The sequence below is a fragment of the Micromonospora sp. CNZ295 genome (assembly GCF_004217535.1).
Genome location: NZ_SHKZ01000001.1, coordinates 6,356,976 through 6,378,986, shown reverse-complemented (window position 1 = coordinate 6,378,986; position 22,011 = coordinate 6,356,976). Strand labels below are relative to the sequence as shown.

Annotated in this window: 21 protein-coding genes, 1 tRNA gene and 1 pseudogene; 14 read left to right on the top strand and 9 right to left on the bottom strand. The window is 74.2% G+C overall.

The window, feature by feature from the left end; translation table 11 throughout:
• Positions 1-47 precede the first annotated feature (47 nt).
• A complete protein-coding gene (locus tag EV376_RS29700; RefSeq protein WP_130328404.1) occupies positions 48-857 on the bottom strand; it encodes a class I SAM-dependent methyltransferase in 810 nt (269 codons plus the stop codon).
• A gap of 118 nt (positions 858-975) precedes the next feature.
• Between EV376_RS29700 and EV376_RS29695 the strand changes: the two genes are divergently transcribed.
• A complete protein-coding gene (locus EV376_RS29695) occupies positions 976-1,512 on the top strand; it encodes a DinB family protein (protein WP_130328403.1) in 537 nt (178 codons plus the stop codon).
• Positions 1,513-1,586: 74 nt separating this feature from the next.
• Complete coding sequence (locus tag EV376_RS29690) at positions 1,587-2,147, top strand: isochorismatase family protein (protein WP_130328402.1); 561 nt, start codon at positions 1,587-1,589, stop codon at positions 2,145-2,147.
• Positions 2,148-2,283: 136 nt separating this feature from the next.
• Here EV376_RS29690 and EV376_RS29685 read toward each other — a convergent pair whose 3' ends face one another.
• On the bottom strand, positions 2,284-2,649 hold the full coding sequence (locus EV376_RS29685) for a cupin domain-containing protein (RefSeq protein WP_130328401.1): 366 nt from the start codon (positions 2,647-2,649) through the stop codon (positions 2,284-2,286).
• 231 nt (positions 2,650-2,880) lie between these two features.
• Between EV376_RS29685 and EV376_RS29680 the strand changes: the two genes are divergently transcribed.
• Entirely contained in the window at positions 2,881-3,639 is a 759-nt protein-coding gene (locus EV376_RS29680; RefSeq protein WP_130328931.1) for an arsenate reductase/protein-tyrosine-phosphatase family protein, read from the top strand.
• A gap of 17 nt (positions 3,640-3,656) precedes the next feature.
• Positions 3,657-4,088, top strand: a complete 432-nt coding sequence (locus EV376_RS29675; RefSeq protein WP_130328400.1) for a VOC family protein — start codon at positions 3,657-3,659, stop codon at positions 4,086-4,088.
• Positions 4,089-4,225: 137 nt separating this feature from the next.
• Here the strand turns inward: EV376_RS29675 and EV376_RS29670 are convergent, their stop codons facing one another.
• The 3 genes from EV376_RS29670 to EV376_RS29660 form a co-directional block, all read right to left on the bottom strand.
• Positions 4,226-4,669 carry a hypothetical protein gene (locus EV376_RS29670; protein WP_130328399.1) on the bottom strand — a complete coding sequence of 148 codons (444 nt, stop codon included), beginning with the start codon at positions 4,667-4,669 and terminating at the stop codon, positions 4,226-4,228.
• Positions 4,670-5,212: 543 nt separating this feature from the next.
• Positions 5,213-6,601: an IS1380 family transposase gene (locus EV376_RS29665; protein WP_130321560.1), complete on the bottom strand. Its 1,389-nt coding sequence runs from the start codon at positions 6,599-6,601 to the stop codon at positions 5,213-5,215.
• Positions 6,602-6,855: 254 nt separating this feature from the next.
• Positions 6,856-6,928 (bottom strand) — tRNA-Arg (locus tag EV376_RS29660).
• 165 nt (positions 6,929-7,093) lie between these two features.
• Between EV376_RS29660 and EV376_RS29655 the strand changes: the two genes are divergently transcribed.
• Positions 7,094-7,777 carry a hypothetical protein gene (locus tag EV376_RS29655; protein ID WP_130328398.1) on the top strand — a complete coding sequence of 228 codons (684 nt, stop codon included), beginning with the start codon at positions 7,094-7,096 and terminating at the stop codon, positions 7,775-7,777.
• 89 nt (positions 7,778-7,866) lie between these two features.
• Here EV376_RS29655 and EV376_RS29650 read toward each other — a convergent pair whose 3' ends face one another.
• The gene (locus tag EV376_RS29650) at positions 7,867-8,895 is read right to left on the bottom strand and encodes an alpha/beta hydrolase (RefSeq protein WP_130328397.1); all 1,029 of its coding nucleotides are present in this window, start codon (positions 8,893-8,895) and stop codon (positions 7,867-7,869) included.
• Between the two features lie 125 nt (positions 8,896-9,020).
• A pseudogene (locus tag EV376_RS29645) lies at positions 9,021-9,401 on the bottom strand (HPF/RaiA family ribosome-associated protein); the annotation flags it as partial.
• A 313-nt stretch (positions 9,402-9,714) separates the two neighbouring features.
• Here EV376_RS29645 and EV376_RS29640 point away from each other — a divergent pair.
• The 3 genes from EV376_RS29640 (at position 9,715) to EV376_RS29630 (ending at position 13,575) form a co-directional block, all read left to right on the top strand.
• A complete protein-coding gene (locus tag EV376_RS29640) occupies positions 9,715-10,659 on the top strand; it encodes a single-stranded DNA-binding protein (RefSeq protein ID WP_130328396.1) in 945 nt (314 codons plus the stop codon).
• Positions 10,660-10,903: 244 nt separating this feature from the next.
• Entirely contained in the window at positions 10,904-12,037 is a 1,134-nt protein-coding gene (locus EV376_RS29635) for a cobalamin biosynthesis protein (RefSeq protein ID WP_130328395.1), read from the top strand.
• Positions 12,034-13,575: a cobyric acid synthase gene (locus EV376_RS29630; RefSeq protein ID WP_130328394.1), complete on the top strand. Its 1,542-nt coding sequence runs from the start codon at positions 12,034-12,036 to the stop codon at positions 13,573-13,575. The genes EV376_RS29635 and EV376_RS29630 overlap by 4 nt, the downstream gene beginning before the upstream one ends.
• Before the next feature lie 131 nt (positions 13,576-13,706).
• Here the strand turns inward: EV376_RS29630 and EV376_RS29625 are convergent, their stop codons facing one another.
• Positions 13,707-14,108: a rhodanese-like domain-containing protein gene (locus EV376_RS29625; RefSeq protein ID WP_130328929.1), complete on the bottom strand. Its 402-nt coding sequence runs from the start codon at positions 14,106-14,108 to the stop codon at positions 13,707-13,709.
• On the opposite strand from EV376_RS29625, the gene EV376_RS29620 reads away from it, so the two are divergent.
• The 5 genes from EV376_RS29620 (at position 14,043) to EV376_RS29600 (ending at position 19,518) form a co-directional block, all read left to right on the top strand.
• Entirely contained in the window at positions 14,043-14,957 is a 915-nt protein-coding gene (locus EV376_RS29620; RefSeq protein WP_486482842.1) for a uridine kinase family protein, read from the top strand. The genes EV376_RS29625 and EV376_RS29620 overlap by 66 nt on opposite strands.
• 78 nt (positions 14,958-15,035) lie before the next feature.
• Positions 15,036-16,172, top strand: coding sequence for a M48 family metallopeptidase (locus tag EV376_RS29615; RefSeq protein WP_130328393.1), 1,137 nt, complete (start codon positions 15,036-15,038; stop codon positions 16,170-16,172).
• Between the two features lie 36 nt (positions 16,173-16,208).
• The gene (locus EV376_RS29610; RefSeq protein ID WP_207228631.1) at positions 16,209-17,555 is read left to right on the top strand and encodes a dipeptidase; all 1,347 of its coding nucleotides are present in this window, start codon (positions 16,209-16,211) and stop codon (positions 17,553-17,555) included.
• Positions 17,556-17,637: 82 nt separating this feature from the next.
• Positions 17,638-17,844 carry a hypothetical protein gene (locus tag EV376_RS29605; protein WP_130328391.1) on the top strand — a complete coding sequence of 69 codons (207 nt, stop codon included), beginning with the start codon at positions 17,638-17,640 and terminating at the stop codon, positions 17,842-17,844.
• A 90-nt stretch (positions 17,845-17,934) separates the two neighbouring features.
• Positions 17,935-19,518 (top strand): ATP-dependent DNA ligase, encoded by a 1,584-nt coding sequence (locus EV376_RS29600; RefSeq protein WP_130328390.1) that lies wholly within the window; start codon positions 17,935-17,937, stop codon positions 19,516-19,518.
• A gap of 7 nt (positions 19,519-19,525) precedes the next feature.
• Here the strand turns inward: EV376_RS29600 and EV376_RS29595 are convergent, their stop codons facing one another.
• Complete coding sequence (locus EV376_RS29595; RefSeq protein ID WP_130328389.1) at positions 19,526-20,344, bottom strand: SURF1 family cytochrome oxidase biogenesis protein; 819 nt, start codon at positions 20,342-20,344, stop codon at positions 19,526-19,528.
• A 254-nt stretch (positions 20,345-20,598) separates the two neighbouring features.
• Here EV376_RS29595 and EV376_RS29590 point away from each other — a divergent pair, with 254 nt between their 5' ends.
• On the top strand, positions 20,599-22,002 hold the full coding sequence (locus tag EV376_RS29590) for a cobyrinic acid a,c-diamide synthase CobB (protein ID WP_130328388.1): 1,404 nt from the start codon (positions 20,599-20,601) through the stop codon (positions 22,000-22,002).
• Positions 22,003-22,011: the final 9 nt, after the last annotated feature.

Genomic DNA, 22,011 nt, shown 5'->3' with positions numbered 1-22,011 from the left:
AGGATGGATCCGTTATCACCCTCGGTGCCCGTCGTGTCGCTGATCGGTCAGGCGCGCTCCCCGCGCCGCCGGGCCACGGTCAGCAGGTGTGCGCTGGCGCCCGACACCTCGGGGTCGCACTCCATCAGCGTGGCGCAGCGCAGCACCTCGGTGAAGAGCGGCCCGTCCTCCTCCGGCCCACCGGTCACCGGCAGCAGCGGCCAGAGCGGTCCCTCCACCCCGTACCGCCGCGGCGCCGGCAGCCCGGCGGCGCGGAACTCGTCGAGCACCTCGTCCGACCGGTGGAAGTAGGCGGTGGTGAAGCCGCTGACCGGGTCGTTCACCCCGGTCGCGTAGGCGGCGAGCAGGCCCGGCCGGGTGCGGGCGTCCACCCGCCCCTGCCGGACGAGATCCAGGAACGGGGCGTGCCGGCTGATCGTCGCCGCGACCACCACGCCGCCCGGGCGGGTGGCCCGGGCCGCCTCCCGCAACGCCGCCACCCGGTCGGCCCGCTCGGTCAGGTGGTACAGCGGGCCGAGCAGCAGCGTCACGTCCGCCGCGGCGTCCGGCACCGGAAGCCGCCGGGCGTCGCCGACGGTCGCGGTGACCTCCGGGTACGCGCGCCGCGCCGCCGCCGCGTGCGCCGGCACCAGGTCGACCAGGTGGACGCGGTGTCCGAGGCTGAGCAACCAGCCGGCGTGCGCACCCGGGCCGCCGCCGACGTCGAGCACCGTGGCCGGTGCCGGCGGCAGCACCCGGGACAGTAGATCCCGGGTGCGCGCCGCCTCCAGCCGCCCGTGCGGGCTGCGCTCGAGTCGGTCGGCCTCGACGTACCGGTCGGTGTAGTAGCGGACGATGTCCGGCTCCGGATGGCTCATCCGTCGATGCTGCCGGCGCCGTATCCGTACGTCACGCCGATTTCCGCGGGAGGCAGAGGTGCCCGGATCGCCGTCCCGAGGGGCAGCGGGCCGGGTGCGTCGCGACTAGGTTCGATCCATGACCTCTCTGGACGGGCCACCGCTCGCGGGTGACGAGGCGGCCACCCTGCTGGGCGCGCTGGAACGCTCGCGCCGGACGTTCGCGTGGAAGTGCGGTGGCCTCGACGCCGAGGGCATGCGGGCCACGGTCGGGGCTTCCACGATGACCCTCGGCGGGCTGGTCAAGCACCTGGCCGCCATCGAGGCCATCTACTTCACGCTCCGGCTGCGCGGCCGGGACCCGGGGCCGCCGTGGAACGCCGTGGACTGGGACGCCGAGCCCGACTGGGAGTGGCGCTCCGCGGCCGACGACCCACCCGAGCGGTTGCTGACGCTGTGGCGGGAGGCGGTGGCGAACTCCCGGGTGATGGTCGCGGAGGCGCTCGCCGAGGGCGGCCTCGACCAGCGCGCCCGGTGGGTCAGCGACGAGGGCGACGCGCCCAGCCTGCGGCGCATCCTCGTCGACCTGATCGAGGAGTACGCCCGCCACGTCGGCCACGCCGACCTGATCCGGGAGTCGGTCGACGGCCTGGTCGGCGAGGATGCGCCGGGCTGAGACTGTCGGTGGCCGGCCGTAACGTCCAGTGCGTTGAAACGTCCGGTGCACCGAAGCCGATCCGGGGAGAGATCATGACCACGCTGGCAGACCGCCCCAACACCGCACTTCTCGTCGTCGACGTCCAGACCGGCGTGGTCGCGGGCGCCCACGAGCGGGACGCCGTCGTCGCCAACATCGCCAGCCTCGTCGACCAGGCCCGGCGGGAGCGGGTGCCGGTCGTCTGGGTCCAGCATTCCGACGAAGGGCTCACCCGGGGCAGCGACGACTGGCGGATCGTCCCGGAGCTGAAGCCGGCCGGCGGCGAGCCGCTCGTCGAGAAGCACTACGGAGACTCCTTCGAGGCCACCAACCTGGAGGCCGTGCTGTCCGGCCTGGGCGTCGGGCGGCTCGTCGTGTCCGGCGCGCAGACCGACGCGTGCATCCGCTCCACACTGCACGGTGCGCTCGTGCGGGGCTACGACGCCACCCTCGTCAGCGACGCCCACACCACCGAGGACCTGTCGGCCTGGGGCGCGCCGCCGCCCGGGCAGGTCATCGCACACACCAACCTCTACTGGACCCACCAGTCGGCGCCGGGCCGCACGGCCGGCACGGTCAAGACCGCCGACGTCGATTTCAGCGCCGCGTCCTGACGCGACGCCTGTCGAGTCCGCACCAAGATCGCGCTGTAACGCAGAAGTAGTGGCCTCCGCGAGTCGCTGGGAGTCGACGAGGCCACTGCTTCTGTCATCCAGCACGATCTTGCCGGCCGACCCGTTGTCCAGTTGCTCAGGTGGCGACGGCGTAGCCGGGCACGGACGGCCAACGCACGGTCAGCACCACCGATTCCTCCTCGGCGTACCAGGAGTGGTCGACGCCGTGGCCCCAGACGACGTAGTCACCACGGCGGGACAGCACGACGCTGCGATCGGGCAGTTCGACCCGGAAGCGGCCGCTGACCAGCACCAGGAGGGCGGTGCGCTTTTCGCCGGTGACCCACTGCGCCCGCCGGTCACCGGCCGGGTGCACGCCCCACTTGATCTCCACGTCGCCGCTGTGCCGCGGATCGCCGACGGGCTTGAAGTGCCCGAGCAGCCATCCCCGGTCGCCATCGGCGTCAACGTCCGCGTTGCCGACGTAGATGGTGTCGATCACGGGGGCCGACGCTAACACGGCCACCGACGAGCCAGATAAGCGCCGGCCGTTGCCTCGCTAGGTGGTGAGGGCTGTTCGGCTTGTCCTGCTCGGAAGGCCGCGAACGGCAGGTTGGCACCCGCCTGTCAAGCGGTCCCGCCTTCCCGCTCGCCGCCCCTCGTCGACATCGCGACCAGAGCCGGGCGGAAATGAATCAAATTGGTTTGATGTATTGTCCAGGGGATGGCTGCGATGAGTCAGCTGACCCCGGCGTTCCTGCGGGTGGCCGCCCACCCGCTGCGGTGGCGGCTGTTGACCGAACTCGCCGGCAGCGACCTGCGGGTCCGGGATCTGGTCGCGCTGGTCGACCAGCCGCAGAACCTGGTCTCCTACCACCTGCGGGTGCTGCGTGACGGCGGCCTGGTCACCGCCGCCCGGAGCAGCTTCGACCGGCGCGACAGCTACTACCACCTCGATCTGGACCGCTGCGCCGAGGCGCTGGCCAGCGTCGGCGCCGCCCTGCACCCGGCCCTGCGATCGGCCGGCGTGGCGCGGGCTCCGTCGGCCCACCGGCGACGGCTGCCCCGCGCCGCGGTGCTGTTCGTGTGTACGGGTAACAGCGCCCGGTCGCCCATCGCCGAAGCCCTGCTTCGCCACCACACCTCAGGCGGGGTGACGGCGACCAGCGCCGGCAGCCACCCCCGTCCCCGCCTGCACCTCGACGGGGTGCGGGCGTTGCGCGACCGGTACGGCATCGACATCTCCGGACAACGCCCCCGCCATCTGGACACCGTCGCCGGACGCCGCTTCACCTACGTGATCACCCTGTGCGACAAGGCCCGCGAGGTCTGCCCGGAGTTCCCCGATCAACCGCGCCGCATCCACTGGAGCATCGCCGACCCCGCTTCGGCCGGCGATGGCGACCAGGCCGGCTACGCGGCCTTCGCCCGTACGGTGACCGACCTCGACACCCGGATCCGCCACCTGCTGGCCGCCCTTGCCACCCGATAATGGAGGAGGTTCGAAACATGACCGCACCGGACCAGTACGCCAGCGTCCGCTACCTGGTTGACGACGTTCAGGCGGCCGTCGACTTCTACACCATCCACCTGGGCTTCCGGCTGAGCACCAACGCCGTACCCGCCTTCGCCGACGTGATCCGCGGCCCACTGCGGCTGCTGCTGTCCGGCCCGGCCAGCTCCGGCGCGCGGGCGACGCCCGAGGACGCCGCGGTGCCCGGCGGCAACCGCGTCCACCTCGTAGTGGACGATCTGGATGCCGAGATCGATCGGCACCGGAGTGCCGGGGTGTCGTTCCGCAGCGACGTGATCGCCGGCCCCGGTGGACGTCAGGTCCTGCTGGCCGACCCCGCCGGCAACCTCGTCGAGCTGTTCCAGCCGGCCCGGCGGTCCGGCGGCACCGAAGCGACGCCGGACGGCGGCGGCGCCCATCGCGGCTGATCCGGTCAGCGGACCTGCGGAGAATCCGAAAGCGGACCAGCCGAGCAGGGGATCGACCCCGGCTGGAAGGTGGATCGGTTGACATGCCGGCGGAGGAGCGGTGCGACAGTAGCCGTCCGTGAGTCGGTGGATCCGGACTACCCCCAGCGAGTGCCGTTGCGGGCAGCCCCGGCCAGGTCCAGCAGGTCGGCCAGCCGGTATCGCAACACCCGCGCCTGCGCAACGGAGGCGACCAGGCTGGCAGGGGCGCTGCCCTGCACGTTGGTCAGGCGCACCATCGGCTCAGCGTGCGGGTGCAGTGCTCGCACCAGTGCCACGTCAACGGTGGACGCTTCCGGTCGGTTGGTGTCCACCCGCCGGGCGAGCGATCGATGTTGGCCGCGGCGCTGGCAGTTGTCCCCGTCGCACCAACGTGGATGGGGCAACTCGGCCGGGGCCTCGGCAAGGGTGCCGGTCGGGAACACATCCACGTAACCGCAGGGCCGGTCGACGCCGGGTGCCATGCCGACCGGGTGGGCATGCATCCCGGCCTTGGCGACGACGGCGGTGACGTGGACGGCGTGCGCGGTGCAGGTGTACACGCAGGCGTCCAGGAGTCCTCCGTGTACAGCTCGATGCGGACCGTTGCGGGTCCTCCGCAGAGGGGTGGGGTGGGTAGGGTTCGCACGGGTCGCCTCCTTGCAGGCGATCAAGGCCTCCGGCCAGCGGCGCAATCGCTGGTCTGGTCGTCACCATCCACGCGCGAGGAACCTTCGTCGCCGAGAAGTAGCCTTCCGCCCGTCTTCGCCTGGGCAGGATGGTCGGCGCGTGGCCATACAGCCACATCGGGGTCCGACATGATCACGATGTGCCCTATCCCGAGCCCGCCGACGGCAGCCCAGCGCCGGAGTCTGCGCCATCGGCGAGAAACGAGCTGACGTCACTCAGGCTGCTGCTGACCTCAGCCTCGATCCACCGACGCGGTTTCCACCGAACATCGGTTGATCATCTCGGTATTGGGTGATTCGGCGGGTATGGGGAAGCCGCTGATCACGTGATCGGCTTGCTCCGGGCGTGTTTGTTCGGGGTGGGACCGGGGTTGTGGCCTGTGGTCGGGCCGCCTGGTTTCAGTCGTTATGGCGTGGTCAGCCGGGCGCTGGGTGGACGGCGGTGAACAGGTTGTCGAATCCTGCCTGCCAGGGCCAGTGCTCGGGTAGGTGCAGGTGGATGGCGCGGGCCCGGTGCGCGAGGCGGGCGGTGACATTGATGATCCGGGTGCGGATGGTGGCGGTCCGAGCGGTGGCGTAGCGGCCGGCGGCGAGGTGTCCGGCGGCGCGGTTGAGGTTGTGACTGATGGCGGCGCAGGTCAGCCAGGCGTCGTTCGCGGCGAACCGGCCGGACGGCAGGTGCGCCAGGGGCCCGGCGATCAGATCCGCGTTGACTTGCTCGATGACAGCATGTTGGCGGTGCTGGGCTTCGGCCTGCACCAGGGTGAACGGGCTGTCGGTGAACACCGCGTGATACCGGTAGGCGGGCAGCAGTTCTTCCTGGCCGGGGATCTGTGCCGGGTTGTCGCGGCGAACCCTGCGCACGATCAGCCGGGCGGTCACAGCGTGCCGGGTGCCGACGAACGCGGTGTAGACGGTTTCGGCGATCTGCGCGTCGGAGATCCACCGCTGGGCGTCGTCGTCCCAGACGGCTTGCGGATACCGGATGTCGATCCACTGGTCCTCGTTGATGCTCGCGCACGCGGCACGGATCTTCGCATCGATCCGGCAGGTGACCGAGAACCGCACCTTCCGGCGGCGGCACGTGGAAATCACGGTCTTGGCGTAGAACGCCGAGTCGGCCCGGACCACGATCTCCCCGGTGGCGCCGCACGATCGGGCGGTGGTGATCGCTTCGGCGAGCATGCTCGCGGCACCGCGCGCGGAGCCGGCGTTACCGCTGCGCAGCCGGGTGGCGGCGATCACCGGCGCGGACAGCGGAGTGGACAGCGTTGTGATCAGCGGGTTGTAACCGCGTAGCCAGACGTTGTAGCCGCCGACCTTGGCATGGCCGAACCCGGTGCCCTGCTTCTGCTTGCCGTAGACGCGCCGCAGCATCGAGTCGATATCCACAAAGGTCAGCACGTCGGCGCCGGCCAGCAACGGTGTGCGCCCGGCCAGGCCGATCAGGGTGTCGCGGGCGGCGCCCTGCAACTGCCGCACGTGCCCGTGGGTGAACGTGCGCAGGAACGAGCCCAGCGTCGAGGGCGCGTACACGCCGGTGAACAGCGACCGCATGCCACCGTGCCGGGCGATGCCCAGGTCGTCGATGCTGTCCGCGCCGGCCAGCATGCCCGCCACGACCGTGGCGACCTTGCCCGCCGGGTTCGCGCCCTTGTCCGTCGGCAGCCGCACCCGGTCGGCGACCGCGTCGTGCAGACCGGCCTGCTGAGCCAGGCGCATCACCGGGACCAGACCGGCACAAGACACCAGATTCGGATCATCGAACGTCGCGCGCACCACCGGCGCATCATGGCGTAATCTCACCTGCGAGGTGCCCTCTCGGACCGGCGGAATAGAAGCGTCGCAACTCCTATCCTTCCAGTTCAGAGGGCACTTTCTATCTCCGGGGTCCCGTCATCCCAGCATTGATCGGTGGATCGAGGCTCAGCCGCCTTGCTGGCCCTCATTTTCGGCTGTGCTGCCTTCTGGCTGTACGACTAGGCAGTCGGCAGTGGCTGTACGGGGCTGGAGTGATCAGTTCTACCGAGCCATTAGCCGCTGACCTGCGGTGGGAAAGGCGCGCCCGGCAGGATTCGAACCTGCGGCCTTGGGATTAGAAGTCCCCTGCTCTATCCGCTGAGCTACGGGCGCGTGCCGTGGATCGTCGCGCGAGAAGGGTACCGCCGCGTACCCGCCCAGCGGGGAAACGGGTGGCGCCGGACACGTCGACGGCCAGCCTGCCACGAGGCGTCGGCGCGGGTACCTGGATTGTCCCGGCGACCGCCCCAGCACGGAGCGACGTCGTACCCTCGCGTCGTGCTGCTTGATCCGGACACCGAGAGTGACGTGGCGTACGAGCTGTGCCAGCTCGTCGGGCGGGCGATCCTGCCGTTCCGCGCGGGCGATGCTCTCGGCACGGCGTTCTTCTGCACCGTCGGCGACGGCGAGTACCTGCTGACCGCCGAGGCGCTGACCCGGGCACCGGTCGGGGAGATCGGGCTGCGGCCCAGCGTCGCCGAGCCGGCGGACGTGGCGGGTGCCTCGCTCACGCTGCCGGACTTCGCCGGCCGGTGGTCCCGGGCGCCGGAACTCGGCGCGGCGATCATGCCGACCCCGGGTCTGCACGAGCTGGCGGGCAGCGCGGGCTGGCGGTGGCGTACCCAGCAGGTGCCGGAGCCGATCGCGGCCGACGCGGCCGCGATCACCGGGATCGGGGCGGAGCCGGGGTCGGCGATCGTCCTCGCGCTCGGCGTCGGCGACGCCGGCGCGCGGCCGCTGGAGGTGGCCATCGAACGGTACGCGCGGGAGGGCGACGCCGTCCGCATCCCGGTGGAGCTGCCCGACGGGTACGCCGGCGCGCCGGTCTTCGGGGTGCTGGCTGTGGGCGACGGTGCGGTCGGGCTGCGCTGCCTCGGCCTGGTGCTGCCCGCCGCGCGGGGCGGGCACCCGCTGGCGACGTTCGACCAGATCCGGGCGGCGGTGGCGGGCCTCGCCGGCTGAGGGCCGCCGCCCGAGCGGCAGGCGCCGCTTCCCGAGCCGGCCGACGCTGGCGCCGCTTCCCGAGCCGGCCGACTGACGCCAGCCCCGGATCAGGCCGGCCTCTCCGCCTCTCGGGGGCGGCGCGGCGCCGGGGGCCGGTGGTCCGCCGCGGCCGGCTCGCCGTCGGGAACCGTCGGCCCGGCGCAGAGGAATCCGTCGGCCCAGCGGCCGACCTCGGTGAAGACCTTCTCGCGTACGGCGGGGCCGGAGAGCGTGAGGTCGTGCAGGCCGCCGTCGAAGCGGACCAGCGTGACGTGCTGACCCAGCCGGGGCGCCCAGCGGACCATGTGCTCCACGTCCAGCACGGAATCGGCGAGGGCGGCCGCCTCCTGCCACCTCAGCCCCTTGTAGCTGCGCGTCGACGCGGCCACCAGCACCGGCACCGGGATGTCCAGCCCGGCGCGGAGCTGCTGCTGGCCCCGGCGGATCGCGGCCAGCCAGCCCGCCCGGACCGGGAACCCGGCGAGCGGCTTCCACGCCAGGTCGTACGTCCACTCACCGCGGTGGTCGGCGTGGATGGTCTCGCCGTACACCGTGCCGAGGCCGGGACGGATGGCGCGCTTGGGGGCGCTGCGGGCCAGGCGCGCGACGGCGGCCATCCCGGGTCGCCGCAGCAACCAGGGGAGGTTGAGGTCGAAGAAGGGGCTGTTGAGGAAGAGCCCGTCGACCGGGCCGGCGTCGCGCCGGGCGTGCGCCCAGAGCGGAAGGAGCAGACCGCCGGTGGAGTGGCCCATGCCGAGGACGATGTCGTGCTCCGCCCGGACGATCTGCGCGGCGGCGTCCAGTTCCGGGAAGTACTCGCTCAGGTCGAGGCAGAAGTTCGGCGTCTGGTGCGGCAGCAGGCTGCGACCGTACTTGCGCAGGTCGAGCGCGTAGAAGTCCCAGCCCCGCTCGGCGAAGAAGTCGGCCACGTGGGTCTGGAAGAAGTAGTCGGTGAAGCCGTGCACGTAGAGCACGGCCCGGCCGCTGGGCCGGTCGGCGCGGCGGCGGACCAGGGTGGCCACCACCGGGCCCTCGTCGTCGGTGCCCAGGTCGATCGTGTGCCGCTCGTACGGCGGCCCCAGCACGTCCGGTTCCACGACAGCGACGGTACGCCGACAAGCTACCGGGCGGTAGCCCTCCTCCGCCCGGAGCGGGCGGAGGAGGGCGTACGCCTCAGGCCGTCTCCGCGTCGGCCCGCGTCGGCCCGGGCCGGCTCGGTGCCGGCGGGCTGCTGCGGCTCCTGCCGGGGCAGGGTGTCGCGCAGGTGCTTGTTGTTGCGGGGCTCCTGTCGGGTCTTCGCGTCGTTCAGGCGGCGCCGCAGGTCGTCGCGGACGTCGTTGAGGGCCGCGTGCAGATCCTCCTCCGCCGAGGTCGTGACGATCTTCTGCCGGCCGGCGATCCAGCACTCCAGGGTGACCTTCTGGCCCTTCGTCTCGCGGTTCTTGACCGACACCTCCAGCTCGGTGGCGTCGGCGTGGAAGCCGGCCAGCCGGGCGTCGAGGGTGGCGAACTGTTCGGCGATCCAGGCGCGGTCGCCCTGCGAGAAGCCCGCACCGACGCGAAGGCAGTCCGCGACGGTGGCCGGGTTGGTCACGGCGGTCATCGCCGCACCTGCCGGTTGCCGGTGGTGGTGGAGGTCTTCATGATCGCTGACCTTTCGTTCGGATTGCTGTGCCGTTGATCAAAGACGTACCCAACGGCTTCCGGTCCGGAACGTGATTGATCATGCGCTCCACCTGCGGGGGGATCCCAGGGCCGCTCGGCCCTAGCACACGGGACCTTGATCAGGTCCTTTTCCACAGGCGGGCCGGCTGTCCACAGGCCGCCGTCGGCGGGTGGCGGACGCCGGGCGGTGACGGCCAGGCTCGGTGCCGAGTCGACTCGCGAACCCAACCCGATCTCCCCCTGGAGGGACGATGTTCGACACCTACGTCACGATCGTGGGCAACGTGCTCACGACCCCCGAGTGGCGGCGCACGACGCAGAGTCAGACTCTGGTCGCCAACTTCAAGGTGGCCTCCACCGCCCGCCGGCTCGACCGCGACAGCGGCCGCTGGGTGGACGGCAACAGCCTGCGCGTCCGGGTCAACTGCTGGCGCAAGCTGGCCGAGGGCGTCGCCGCCTCGGTGATGGTCGGCGACCCGGTGATCGTCTGCGGGCGCCTCTACACCCGCGACTGGACCGACGACGCCGGCAACCACCGCACGCTCTACGAGCTGGAGGCCGTCGCGGTGGGGCACGACCTGTCCCGGGGTCGGGGCCGGTTCCTGCGCAACCGCCCGACGACGGCGACGAGCGCCGTGGAGGACGCCGAGACCGAGCACCGCGTGCACGGCGAAGCGACCGAGCCGGTCCCGACCGGCGAGGCGCCCGCCGTGCTCGACGACCGGCCGCTCGACGACGAGTTCGAGCTGCCCGGGTTCGCGTCCCGGCGGCGGCCGGCTCCGCTCGGCCTCAGCTCGGCGGGTGGTCCGGGTTCCGGTCCGGGCGGCGTCGACCCGGGCGACGCGGAGGCGGGGGAATCGGGCCTGGGGGGCTCGGGCCTGGGTGGCGCGGGCCTAGTGGACTCGGGCCTGGGTGGCGCGGGCCTGGGTGATTCGGGTCGGGGCGGCACGGGCCCGGAGGGTGCGGGCTTCAGCGGCTTCGACCCGAGGGCGGTGGCAATCGACGGCGCGGGCGAGGTGAGCCCCGGTCTGGAGGATGAGTCGCGCCCAAAGCGGGACGCGGCGGAGGCCGGTGACCCGGGGCCCGGTGAGGTGCTGTCGACCGGTGGCCCGGAGCCGGAGGGTGCTCCGGAGGCTGGGGCGGCGGGTGCCGGTCGGGGACGGCGGGGCCGGGGGCGGGTGCCGACGCCCGCCTGAGCCGCCGCCGGTTCGACGCTCGACCGGTTGAGCGACGGGGGCGGGGGTGGCGGTCGCCCGAGGACCGTCACCCCGCGGGTCGGTGGCCCAGATCGGATACGGATGAGCGGCAGCCGCGCCGGCGTGTCGAGTCGGTGAGCCGTATCCGATCATGACCGCCTCGGGTCCCGCGATCGTGGCCGCCGGCGGCGGGCGGGGGCGGGGCGAAGGCTCCGTTAGGCTGGCCGGCCGGAGGTGATGGCCGGTGCGGCAGGCGACGCCGGTGGCGACAGCGGCGGGCCTCGTCGCGGGTTACGCGTTGGACGCGCTGTTCGGTGACCCACGCCGGTGGCATCCGGTGGCCGGCTTCGGCCGCGCGGCCGGGGCCCTCGAGCGGCGGGTGTACCGACCTGACCGGGCCGCCGGCGCGGCGTACACGGCGGTGGCGGTGGGCGTTCCGGTGCTGCTGGGCGTGGCCGCCACGGCCGCCACCCGGCACCGGCCGCTGGCTCGCGCGGCGGTGGTGGCCGCCGGCACGTGGACGGTGCTCGGCGGTCGGACGCTGCGGCACGAGGCCGAGGTGATGGGCCGGGCGCTGCGTGACGGGGACCTGCCGGCGGCCCGGCAGCGCCTCGGCCACCTCTGCGGGCGGGACCCGTCCGCGCTGGAGGAGCCTGAGCTGGCGCGCGCCACCGTCGAGTCCGTCGCCGAGAACACCTCCGACGCGGTCGTCGCCCCGCTGTTCTGGGGGGCGTTCGCCGGCCTGCCCGGGTTGCTGGGCTACCGCGCGGCGAACACCCTCGACGCGATGGTGGGCCATCGGTCGCCCCGGTACGCCCGGTTCGGCACGCCCGCCGCCCGCCTCGACGACCTGCTCAACCTCGTCCCGTCCCGGCTGACCGGGCTGTTGACGATCGCCGCCGCGCCGGTCGCGAAGGGCGACCGGGAACGCGCCCTGCGGGTCTGGCGACGGGATCGCAACGACCATCCCAGCCCCAACGCGGGGCAGTGCGAGGCGGCCATGGCCGGTGCGCTCGGGGTGCGGCTCGGTGGCCGCAACGTCTACTTCGGCCGGTCCGAGGTCCGCCCCTTCCTTGGGGACGGGCCCCGCCCCGAGGCCCGGCACCTTCCCCGGGCCGCCCGGATCTCCGGCGCGGTCGGGCTCGCCGCGCTGGGCCTCGCCGCGGCGCACCCGCTGACCGTCGGCCGGCTGCTGCGGGCGGCCGGGCGCCGCGCGGCGGCGGTGCTGGGCGGCCGGCACCGGGCGGCGGTGCTGAGCGTCGGAGCCCGGAGGGGGGCGGTGCGGGGAGTCGGGCGACCGGCTGCCGGCGGTGCCCGGGCCGGGCTCGGAACCGCCCGTCGGGTCGGTCGCGGAAGCGTCGGCGGGAGTGGGCGGTGAGCGGCGGGCTGCTGGTCGCGGGCACCACCTCGGACGCGGGAAAGAGCGTGCTCACCGCCGGCATCTGCCGCTGGCTGCACCGGCGCGGCGTGAAGGTGGCGCCGTTCAAGGCGCAGAACATGTCCAACAACTCGGCCGTGGTGGTCGGCCACGACGGGCGCGGCGGTGAGATCGGGCGGGCCCAGGCGATGCAGGCAGCCGCCTGCGGCCTCGCGCCCGACCTGCGGTTCAATCCGGTGCTGCTCAAGCCGGGCAGCGACCTGGCCAGCCAGGTGGTGCTGCTCGGGGAGGCGGTCGACACGATCACCGCCGACACGTTCCGGCACCTGCGGCCACGGCTGGCCGAGACCGCGTACGCGGCGCTGACCGAACTGCGGGCGGCGTACGACGTGGTGATCTGCGAGGGGGCGGGCAGCCCGGCGGAGATCAACCTGAGGGCGGGCGACTACGTCAACATGGGGCTCGCGCGGCACGCCGACCTGCCCGCGATCGTGGTGGGCGACATCGACCGGGGCGGCGTGTTCGCCGCCATGTTCGGCACCGTCGCCCTGCTGGAGCCCGCCGACCAGGCGCTGGTCGCCGGGTTCGTCGTCAACAAGTTCCGAGGCGACCTCGGCCTGCTCCGGCCCGGGCTGGACATGCTGCGTCAGGTCACCGGCCGGCCCACGTACGGGGTGCTGCCCTGGTCGCTCGACCTGTGGCTCGACGCGGAGGACTCGCTCGCCTACGGGCGGGTGCTGGGCCGGCCCGCCGGCCCGTGCGGCACCGAATGGCTGGACGTGGCCGTGGTCCGGCTGCCCCGGATCAGCAACGCCACGGATGTCGAGGCACTGGCCACCGAGCCGGGCGTGCGGGTGCGGCTCACCGTCGAACCGGCCGAACTCGCCGCCGCCGACCTGGTCGTGCTGCCCGGTTCGAAGTCGACCGTGGCGGATCTGGCCTGGCTGCGGGAGACCGGCCTCGCCGACGCGGTGCTGGCGCACGCCGCCGCCGGTCGCCCGCTGCTCGGCATCTGCGGTGGGTTCCAGATGCTGGCCCGGGCGATCCACGACCCGGTGGAGAGCCGCCGGGGCAGCGTGCCCGGCCTCGGCCTGCTCCCGGTCGAGGTCACCTTCGACCCCCGCAAGACCGTGCGGCAGTCGGCCGGCACGGCGTGGGGGGACGTTCCGGTGCGCGGCTACGAGATCCACCACGGGTACGTCTCGTCCGCCGCCGCCGACCTCACGCCGCTGCTCGCGGACGACGGTGGCACCGGTGAGGGTGCGGTCGCCGGCGCCGTGTACGGGACGCACTGGCACGGCGCCTTCGAGTCGGACGCGTTCCGCCGTCGCTTCCTGGCCGAGGTCGCCCGGCAGGCCGGGCGGGGCGGCTTCCGGGTCGCCCCGGACACCTCCTTCGCGGCCGCCCGCGAGCGCTCCCTGGACCTGCTCGGCGACCTGGTCGAGGAGCACCTGGACACCGACGCGCTCTGGCGGCTCATCGAGTCCGGCCCACCCGCCGATCTCCCGTTCATCCCCCCGGGCGCCCCACCGGCCTGACCGAACGGCCCCTGCCCCACACGCGCGATGCCCGCGCCGCCCGCCGCGATCATGCACTTGCTACCGGACAAATACCTGCGAAATGGGCATTTCGCGGGTCGACAGTGCAAGATCGCGGAAACCGTCAGGGATCAGAGGCGGACGTCGGCGGGGCGGTCGGACATCGGCAGGCCCGCCTCCCGCCACGCGTCCACGCCGCCGATCACGTCGGTGGCCCGGTGCAGGCCGAGCGCCCGCAGGCTGGCGACGGCGAGGCTGGAGCTGTAGCCCTGGCGGCACATGACAACGATCTTCAGGTCGTACCCGGTGGCCTCGGGAATGCGCCAGGCACTGGCCGGATCCAGCCGCCACTCCAGCACGGTACGGTCGATGACGATGGCGCCGGGCAGCTCACCCTGCTCCTGCCGCTGCCGCTCGGTGCGGGTGTCGATCAGCAACGCCCCGGTGCGGACCGCCTCGACCGCCTGATGCGGGGTGAGCCGGCGCACTCCGGCGCGAGCCTGTTCCAGCAGGGCGTCGACGCCCGGACTCATCACGCTGTGGGACACGAGCCGATCATGCCGCTCCGCCGGGCCTTCCGGCGGTCGAACGGCCCGGCCGACACCACGACCGCCCGAACGGGCGACGGGCCCCGGGACGGCTCCACCGCGGCGCCCGCACCGGAGGGGCGAGGGCTCCGGTGCCGGCCCACCGCCGCGCGGCACCGGCCGGGCGACCTGCCCGCCGGACGCCACCGCGCCGCCCGCTACCGTCGGCGGGTGGTGGTGGCGGTGCTGGAGGCGTACGCCCAACTGGCGCAACGGGTCCGGGCGGCGCCGGCGCGGTTGGGGCGGACCCGGCTGGTGGCCGTCGACGGGCCCAGCGGCGCGGGCAAGAGCTGGTTCGCGGCGCGGCTCGCGGACGCCCTCGCGGCGCTGCCGGGCGGTGCCCGGCCGCCGGTGGTGCACACCGACGACCTGCTCGACGGCTGGGACGACCAGCTCACCTTCTGGACCCGGCTGGAGGAGTGCGTGCTGGCGCCGGTGCGGGCCGGGCGGCCGGGGGCGTACCGGCGGTACAGCTGGGTGCGGCGGGCGTTCCTGCCCCGGCCGGTGCCGGTGCCGGCGGCGCCGGTCCTCCTGGTGGAGGGGGTGAGCGCCGCGCGCGCGGCGGCCGGCCGGGACCTCAGTCTCGCCGTGTTCGTCACCGCCCCGCCGGAACTGCGGCTCACCCGGGCGGTCGCCCGGGACGGGCCGGGCATCCTGCCGGAGCTGCGTCGCTGGCACGCGGGCGAGCGGGCCCACTTCGCCGCCGACCGCACCGAGGAGCGGGCGGACCTGGTGGTCGACGGGGCGCCGGACCTGCCCCACGACACCCGCCGCTACTACGTGCGTCGGGCGTGAGGCGCGGTCCGGGCATGGACCTCTGCCGCGGCCTGCGGCACGATGCGGGGCAGGTTTGGTACGGGGGAAGGGATTCCGATGACGGCAGGCGAGGCACCGGCGCGGCGGCGGATCACGCTGACCGGCATCAGCTCACGGGCCTGGGAACACCCCGCCGACCGGGGCGCCCTGGTCGCGCTCCGCGAGCTGCGCGGGTTCGACGAGGTGATCCGCGCGTTCTTCGGCATGTGGAACGAGCGTGCCTTCCGGCTCTCGTTCCTGGCCGCCGGCATCCGGGTGGACCACCGGCAGTACCCGGCGGTGTACCAGCGGTACGCGGAGGCGGCCGCCGCGCTCGACGTGGCCGAGCTGCCCGAGCTGTACGTGATCCAGTCGCCGTGGTTGGCGGCGGAGGCGATCGGGCTGGAACGGCCGTTCGTCGTGCTCAACTCCGCGTGCGTCAAGCAGCTCGACGACGACGAGCTGCGCTGCCTCCTCGGCCACGAGTTGGGGCACGTGGGCAGCGGGCATGCGGTGTACAAGACCATGCTGATGATCCTCACCCGCTGGGCGGCCAACCTGAGCTGGTTGCCGGTCGGGGCGTTGGCGCTGCGGGCCATCATCGCCGCGATGCATGAGTGGTGGCGTAAGGCGGAGCTCTCCGCCGACCGGGCCGGCCTGCTCGCCGGGCAGGATCCGGCCGCCGCGCTGCGGCTGCTGATGAAGCTCGCCGGTGGCGGTGACCTGTCGCAGGTCGACACCGCCGCCTTCCTCGAACAGGCCACCGAGTACGCGGGCGGCGGCGACCTGCGGGACAGCCTGCACAAGATCCGGATGACGGCGTGGAGCAGCCATCCGGTGCCGGTGGCCCGGGCCGCGCAGCTGCGCCGGTGGGTCGACTCCGGGGCGTACGGACGGGTGCTGGCCGGGGACTATCCGCGTCGCGCCGACGACGCCACCGCCAGCGTCTCGGAGGAGATCAGGGCGGCCGCCGAGTCGTACCGCGAGGATTTCGGTCGGTCCACCGACCCGCTGGTCGGGCTGCTGCGCCGGCTCGGCGACGGTGCCGGCGACGTCGGCGAACGGGTCGGCGGCTCGGCGAGCCGGGTCCGCAGCTGGATGGGCGCGGCGGAGGCCGCCGCCCGGGCCCGGTACGCCGGCCGGGGCGCGGGTGCCGGCGGCGACCACGCTCCGGCCGGAGCCGCCGACGACGGCTCGGGCGGTGCGCCCCGGTAAGGGCGGCATACGATGCCGGTCATGACCACACCGATCATGTCCGAGTCCGACCTGCGGGCCGCCGTCGAGCGGGAACTGCCCGGCGTCCGCGCCGACCTCGAGCGCCTCGTCCGCATCCCGGGCATCGCGTTCGAGGGCTTCGACCACTCGCACGTGGAGCGCTCCGCCGAGGCGGTCGCCGAGCTGCTGCGCGGCTGCGGCCTCGACGTCAAGATCGTGCGCTCCGGCGGCCAGCCGGCCGTGATCGGGAAGCGGGCCGCCCCGCCCGGCGCGCCGACGGTGCTGCTGTACGCGCACCACGACGTGCAGCCGGTGGGCGACCGGTCGCTGTGGGAGTCGGACCCGTTCGAGCCGGTGGAGCGCGACGGCCGCCTCTACGGGCGCGGCGCCGCCGACGACAAGGCCGGCATCATGGCGCACGTCGCGGCGCTGCGCGCGTTCGGCGACGCGCTGCCGGTCGGCGTCGTGCTGTTCATCGAGGGCGAGGAGGAGTACGGCTCGGACTCGCTGGAGGCGCTGCTGGCCGAGCACCGCGACGAGATCGCCTCGGACGTCATCGTGATCGCCGACTCCGGCAACTGGGACATCGGCGTACCGGCGCTGACCACCTCGCTGCGCGGCATCGTGAACTGCTTCGTCGAGGTCCGCACGCTGGACCACGCCGTGCACAGCGGAATGTTCGGCGGCGCTGTGCCGGACGCGCTGACCACGCTGGTCCGGCTCCTCGCGACCCTGCACGACGATGCGGGTGACGTCGCGGTCGACGGGCTGGTCGGCCGCGAGGGCGCGGTCGTGGACTACCCGGAGGACCGGATTCGGGCCGAGGCGGGCCTCGCGGAGGGCGTGCAGTTCATCGGCACCGGCCGGATCACCGACCGGCTCTGGAGCAAGCCGGCCCTGGCCGTGCTGGGCATCGACGCGCCGGCCACCGGGGAGGCCCCGAACGCCCTGGTCCCGGCCGCCAAGGCCAAGCTCAGCGTGCGGCTCGCGCCGGGCGACGACCCCAAGCGGGCGTACGCGGCCCTGCGCGCCCACCTGGAGAAGCACGCCCCGTGGGGCGCGCGGGTGACGGTCACCTTCGAGCACGACGGCGACCCGTGCGTCATCGACGCCTCGGGTCCGATGTTCGACGCGGCCCGCTCGGCGTTCCGCACCGCCTGGGACGGCACCGACCCGGTCGACATCGGGGTCGGCGGTTCGATCCCGTTCATCGCCACGTTCCAGGAGATGTTCCCGCAGGCCGCGATCCTGGTGACCGGTGTGGAGGACCCGCACGCCCGGGCGCACGGCCCGAACGAGAGCCTGCACCTGGGCGAGTTCGCGCGGGTGTGCCTGGCGGAGGCGCTGCTGCTGCGCAACGTGGCCGGAACCGCCCGCGGGTGACGCTGGTGTCGGAACCGTAACTTCCTGGTTCATCTGGGAGTTTGCGGTGTGTCGGGCGCGGGGCTGTTATAGCCTTTCGTACATGAGTACGAACGAGGTGATGGCCCGCCTGGAGGCCGCCGTCAGCGCTCTGGGGGACGTCGACGTCTCCGCGTGGCCCGAGGACACGCTCAAGGAACAGCTCGGTGAGCTCTCCGCCGCCCTGGTCGCGCTCGACTCGATGCTCTCCCGGGTCGCCGACGAGGTGCGTGCCCGTGGCCTGCGCATCGAGGAGCCCGTCTCGGCGTGAGCGGGGGGAGCGGGGGGAGCGGAAGCTTCGATCGGCGGCCCGGCACGGCAATGCCGGGGCGGTGTCGGGGGTGGCTGGCAGGATGGGGCCGTGCGGTTCCTGGACCTGGCAGCCACCTCCGCCGGCGTCGCCGCGACCAGTGGTCGCCGGGCCAAGGTGGAGTTGCTCGCCGACGCCCTGCGCCGCCTCGATCCCGACGAGGTGGCGGCGGGCTCCGGCTACCTGGCTGGTGAGTTGCGGCAGCGGCAGACGGGTGTGGGCTGGGCCAGCCTGCGTGACCTGCCGCCGCCGGCCGAGACCCCGACGCTGACCGTGGCCGCGGTGGACGCGGCGATCGAGGACATCGCCGCGGTCCGCGGGGCGGGTTCCCAGGCGCGCCGCCGGGCGCTGCTGCACCGGCTCTACGCCGCGGCCACGGCCTCCGAGCAGCGGCTGCTGACCGGGCTGCTCAGCGGCGAGCTGCGGCAGGGCGCCCAGGCCGGCCTGCTCGCCGACGCGATCGCCCGAGCGGCCGACGTGCCCGTGGCCGCTGTCCGGCGGGCCCTGCTGCTGGCCGGGGACCTGCGGTCGGTGGCGGTGGCCGCCTGCGGCGGCGGTGCGCCGGCGCTGGCCGCGTTCGGTCTCCAGGTGGGGCGGCCGTTGGCGCCGATGCTGGCGCAGAGCGCGCCGTCGGTCGACGAGGCGCTCGCCGCGACCGGCGTACCCGCCGTGGTCGACGTCAAGCTCGACGGCATCCGCATCCAGGTGCACCGCTCCGGGCCGGACATCGCCGTCTTCAGCCGCAGCCTGGACGACATCACCGCCCGGGTGCCGGAGGTGGTCGCCGCCGTGCGCGCGCTGCCCGCCCGCGAGCTGGTGCTCGACGGCGAGGCCCTGGGCGTGGACGCCACCGGGCGGCCACTGCCGTTCCAGGAGACGTCCGCCCGCGCGGCGCGCCGCACCACGCCCAGCACCGCCGGCGGCAGCCCGGTCGCCCCGGCGGTGCTCGCCGCCGCCCGCACCACCGGCGAGGCGGTGCTCACGCCGTACTTCTTCGACCTGCTGCACCTCGACGGCGAGGATCTGATCGACCGGCCCGGCCGGGAGCGGTGGGCGGCGCTGGCCGGCGCGGTCGACCAGCAGCTACTGGTGGGGCGGCTGGAGGTCGACGGCCCGGAGGCGGCGGGGGAGGCGTTCGCCGCCGCCATCGGGGCCGGCCAGGAGGGCGTCGTGGTCAAGTCGCCCGAGGCGCCGTACGACGCCGGCCGGCGCGGCTCCGCCTGGGTCAAGGTCAAGCCCCGGCACACCCTTGACCTGGTGGTCCTCGCCGTCGAGTGGGGCAGCGGGCGGCGCCAGGGCTGGCTGTCGAACCTGCACCTCGGCGCGCGCGACCCGCGCACCGGTGAGTTCGTCATGCTCGGCAAGACCTTCAAGGGGCTCACCGACGAGGTGCTGCGCTGGCAGACCGAGCGGTTCCTGGAGTTGGCGGTGGAGAAGGGCGACTGGGTGGTGCGGGTACGCCCCGAGCAGGTGGTGGAGATCGCCTTCGACGGCGTGCAGACCAGTTCCCGCTACCCGGGCGGGATGGCGTTGCGGTTCGCCCGCGTCGTGCGCTACCGGGACGACAAGACCGCCGCCGAGGCGGACACGATCGACGCGGTCCGGGCGATCCACGCCGGCCGTCGCGTCGGCTGAGCGGGGCTCAGGCGGGAGCGGGCTCGGCCGCGCGGTCGGTGGGTCGGCGCCGCACCACGCCGGCCCGCCGCTGGGCCTCCCGGCGGGCGAAGTAGCCGTAGCCGACCAGGGTCATCCCGGCGAAGATCCACCACTGCACGACGTAGCCGAGGTTCTGCCAGTTGTTCGCGTGCCCGACCGGGATCGGCCGGAAGACCGGGTCGGCCGCCGGGGACTGCTCGTCGAGCAGCACGTACCCCCCGTAGACGGGGTAGGGCAGCTCGGCGGCCAGCCGGGTCAGCCCGATGCGGCGGGTCTCCAGCTTGCCGTCGCGACGGGAGACCGGGAGCGAACCGCTCTCACCGGGGCGGATCCGCCCGGTCACGGTCACCTCGCCGGCGGGGGTCGCGGGCACCACCGGCTGGGCGGTGGCGTCCCCACCCGGGGCCGGCGGGATCCAGCCCCGGTCCACCAGCACGGCGGTGCCGTCGGCGAGGAGCAGCGGCGTCAGCACCTCGAAGCCGACCGTACGGTCCATCGAGCGGCCGCGGACCAGCACCAGGTTCGAGGTGTCGTACCGGCCGGTGACGGTGACCTTCGTCCAGGTCTTCTCCTCGACGGGGGCCGGCCCGACGGTGCCCGCGCCCCCGGCCGGGGCCGCCAGCGCGTCGCGCAGCGGCACCGGGGACATCCGCGCGCCCGCGTCGATCCGCTCGTTGATCTCGCTGCGCTCGTGGTAGCGGTCGAGCTGCCAGTTGCCCAGCAGCACCATCGCCGCCGCCGCGACCAGCGTCAGCGCGAGCGCGCCCAGCCAGCGCGGCGTCAGCAGGAACCGGTACACGACCACGAGGTTACCCCGGTGACCGGAGCCCGCCGGCGCCGACGCTCCCGCCAGGAGACCGCGCTCACCGGGCGTCCGCGGCAACGCCGGGCGCCCGGTCCGCACCGGCGACCGGCCGCGTCCGACGGTGCCGGCGATGGCCCGCACGTCGGCGCCCGGCTCGGTGCCGCCCGCCTGTCGATCGCTTCCGCTATCGTCACGCGGGCGGACCGCGCCGCCGGTTCCACCCCTACCCGCCGCCGCCCGCGAAGGAGTCGATGATGACCGTCGTGCCGCGCCTCGTGCTCAGCGCGCCCTCCTCCGGGCATGGGACGAACATGCTGGCGATCGGGCTGCTCGCCGCGCTCGCCGAGCGGGACACGGCGGTCGCCGGTTTCAAGGTCGGGCCGGACCGGGTCGACGCCGCGTACCTCGGGCTCGCCGCCGGCCGGCCGGGGCGCACGCTTGATCCGCGCCTCGTCGGCTCCGAGCGGATCGTCCCGCTGTTCGCGCACGGTGCGGCCGGCGCCGGGCTCGCGGTGGTGCAGGGCAGCATGGGGCTGTACGACTCGCTGACCGGCCATCCCGAGACCGAGTCGACGGCGGCGGTCGCCACGGCGCTGCGCAGCCCGGTCGTGCTGGTGGTCGACGTGGCCTCGATGGGCCAGTCGGTGGCCGCCCTGGTGCACGGCTTCCGGGCGTACGACGAGCAGCTCTGGCTGGGCGGCGTGATCCTGAACCGGGTCGCCTCCGGCCGGCACGAGGCGCTGCTGCGGGAGGCGCTCGACGACGTCGGCGTCCCGGTGTACGGCGCGCTGCGCCGGCAGGATCTGCCGCCGGTGCTGCCGGCCCGCCGGCACGGCGTGGTCCCGGTGGTCGGCGGCTCCGCCGAGGCGGAGCGGGCGGTGCGCCGGCTCGGTGAGGCGGTCGCGGCGACGGTCGACCTGGAGCGGCTGCTCGGCCTCGCCCGGTCCGCGCCGGAGCTGACCGCGGAGCCGTGGTCCCCCGGGGCCGGGTCGGCCGACGGCCAGGAGGCCCCGCCGGCCGGTGAGCGCCCGCTGATCGCGGTCGCCGGGGCGGCCGGCGGCAGCTACAGCTACGCCGAGACGCAGGAGGCGCTGCGCGCCGCCGGGGCCGAGGTGGTGGCGTTCGACCCGTTGCACGACGAGACGCTGCCGGCCGGGGTCCGGGCGCTGGTCATCGGCGGCGGCCTGCCCGAGTCGTACGCGGACCAGCTCTCGGCCAACCGCCGGCTCTGCATCTCGGTGGCCGAGCTGGCCCGCACCGGCAGCCCCGTGCTCGCCGAGGGTGCCGGCCTGCTCTGGCTGGCCCGGGAACTGGACGGGCTGCCGATGTGCGGGGTGCTGGACGCGGTCGCCAGCAGCCGGGACGGCCTCGTCGTGGGATACCGCACCGCGACCGCCGCCACCGACAGCGTGGTCGCGCCGGCCGGCACCACGGTGACCGGGCACAAGGAGCACCGGGCGGTGCTCGCGCCCCGGGCGGGGCAGCGGCCGGCGTGGACCTGGGAGGGCGGCGCGCCCGAGGGTTTCGTCTGGCGCGGTGTGCACGCCTCGCAGCTCACCCTGCACTGGGCCGCGCAGCCGACGCTGGCCGCCCGGCTGGTGGCCGCGGCCGCCCGGGCGGAGTCCACGACGCCCCAACCCGGCGGCGTCCCCGCCTGACCGATGGGC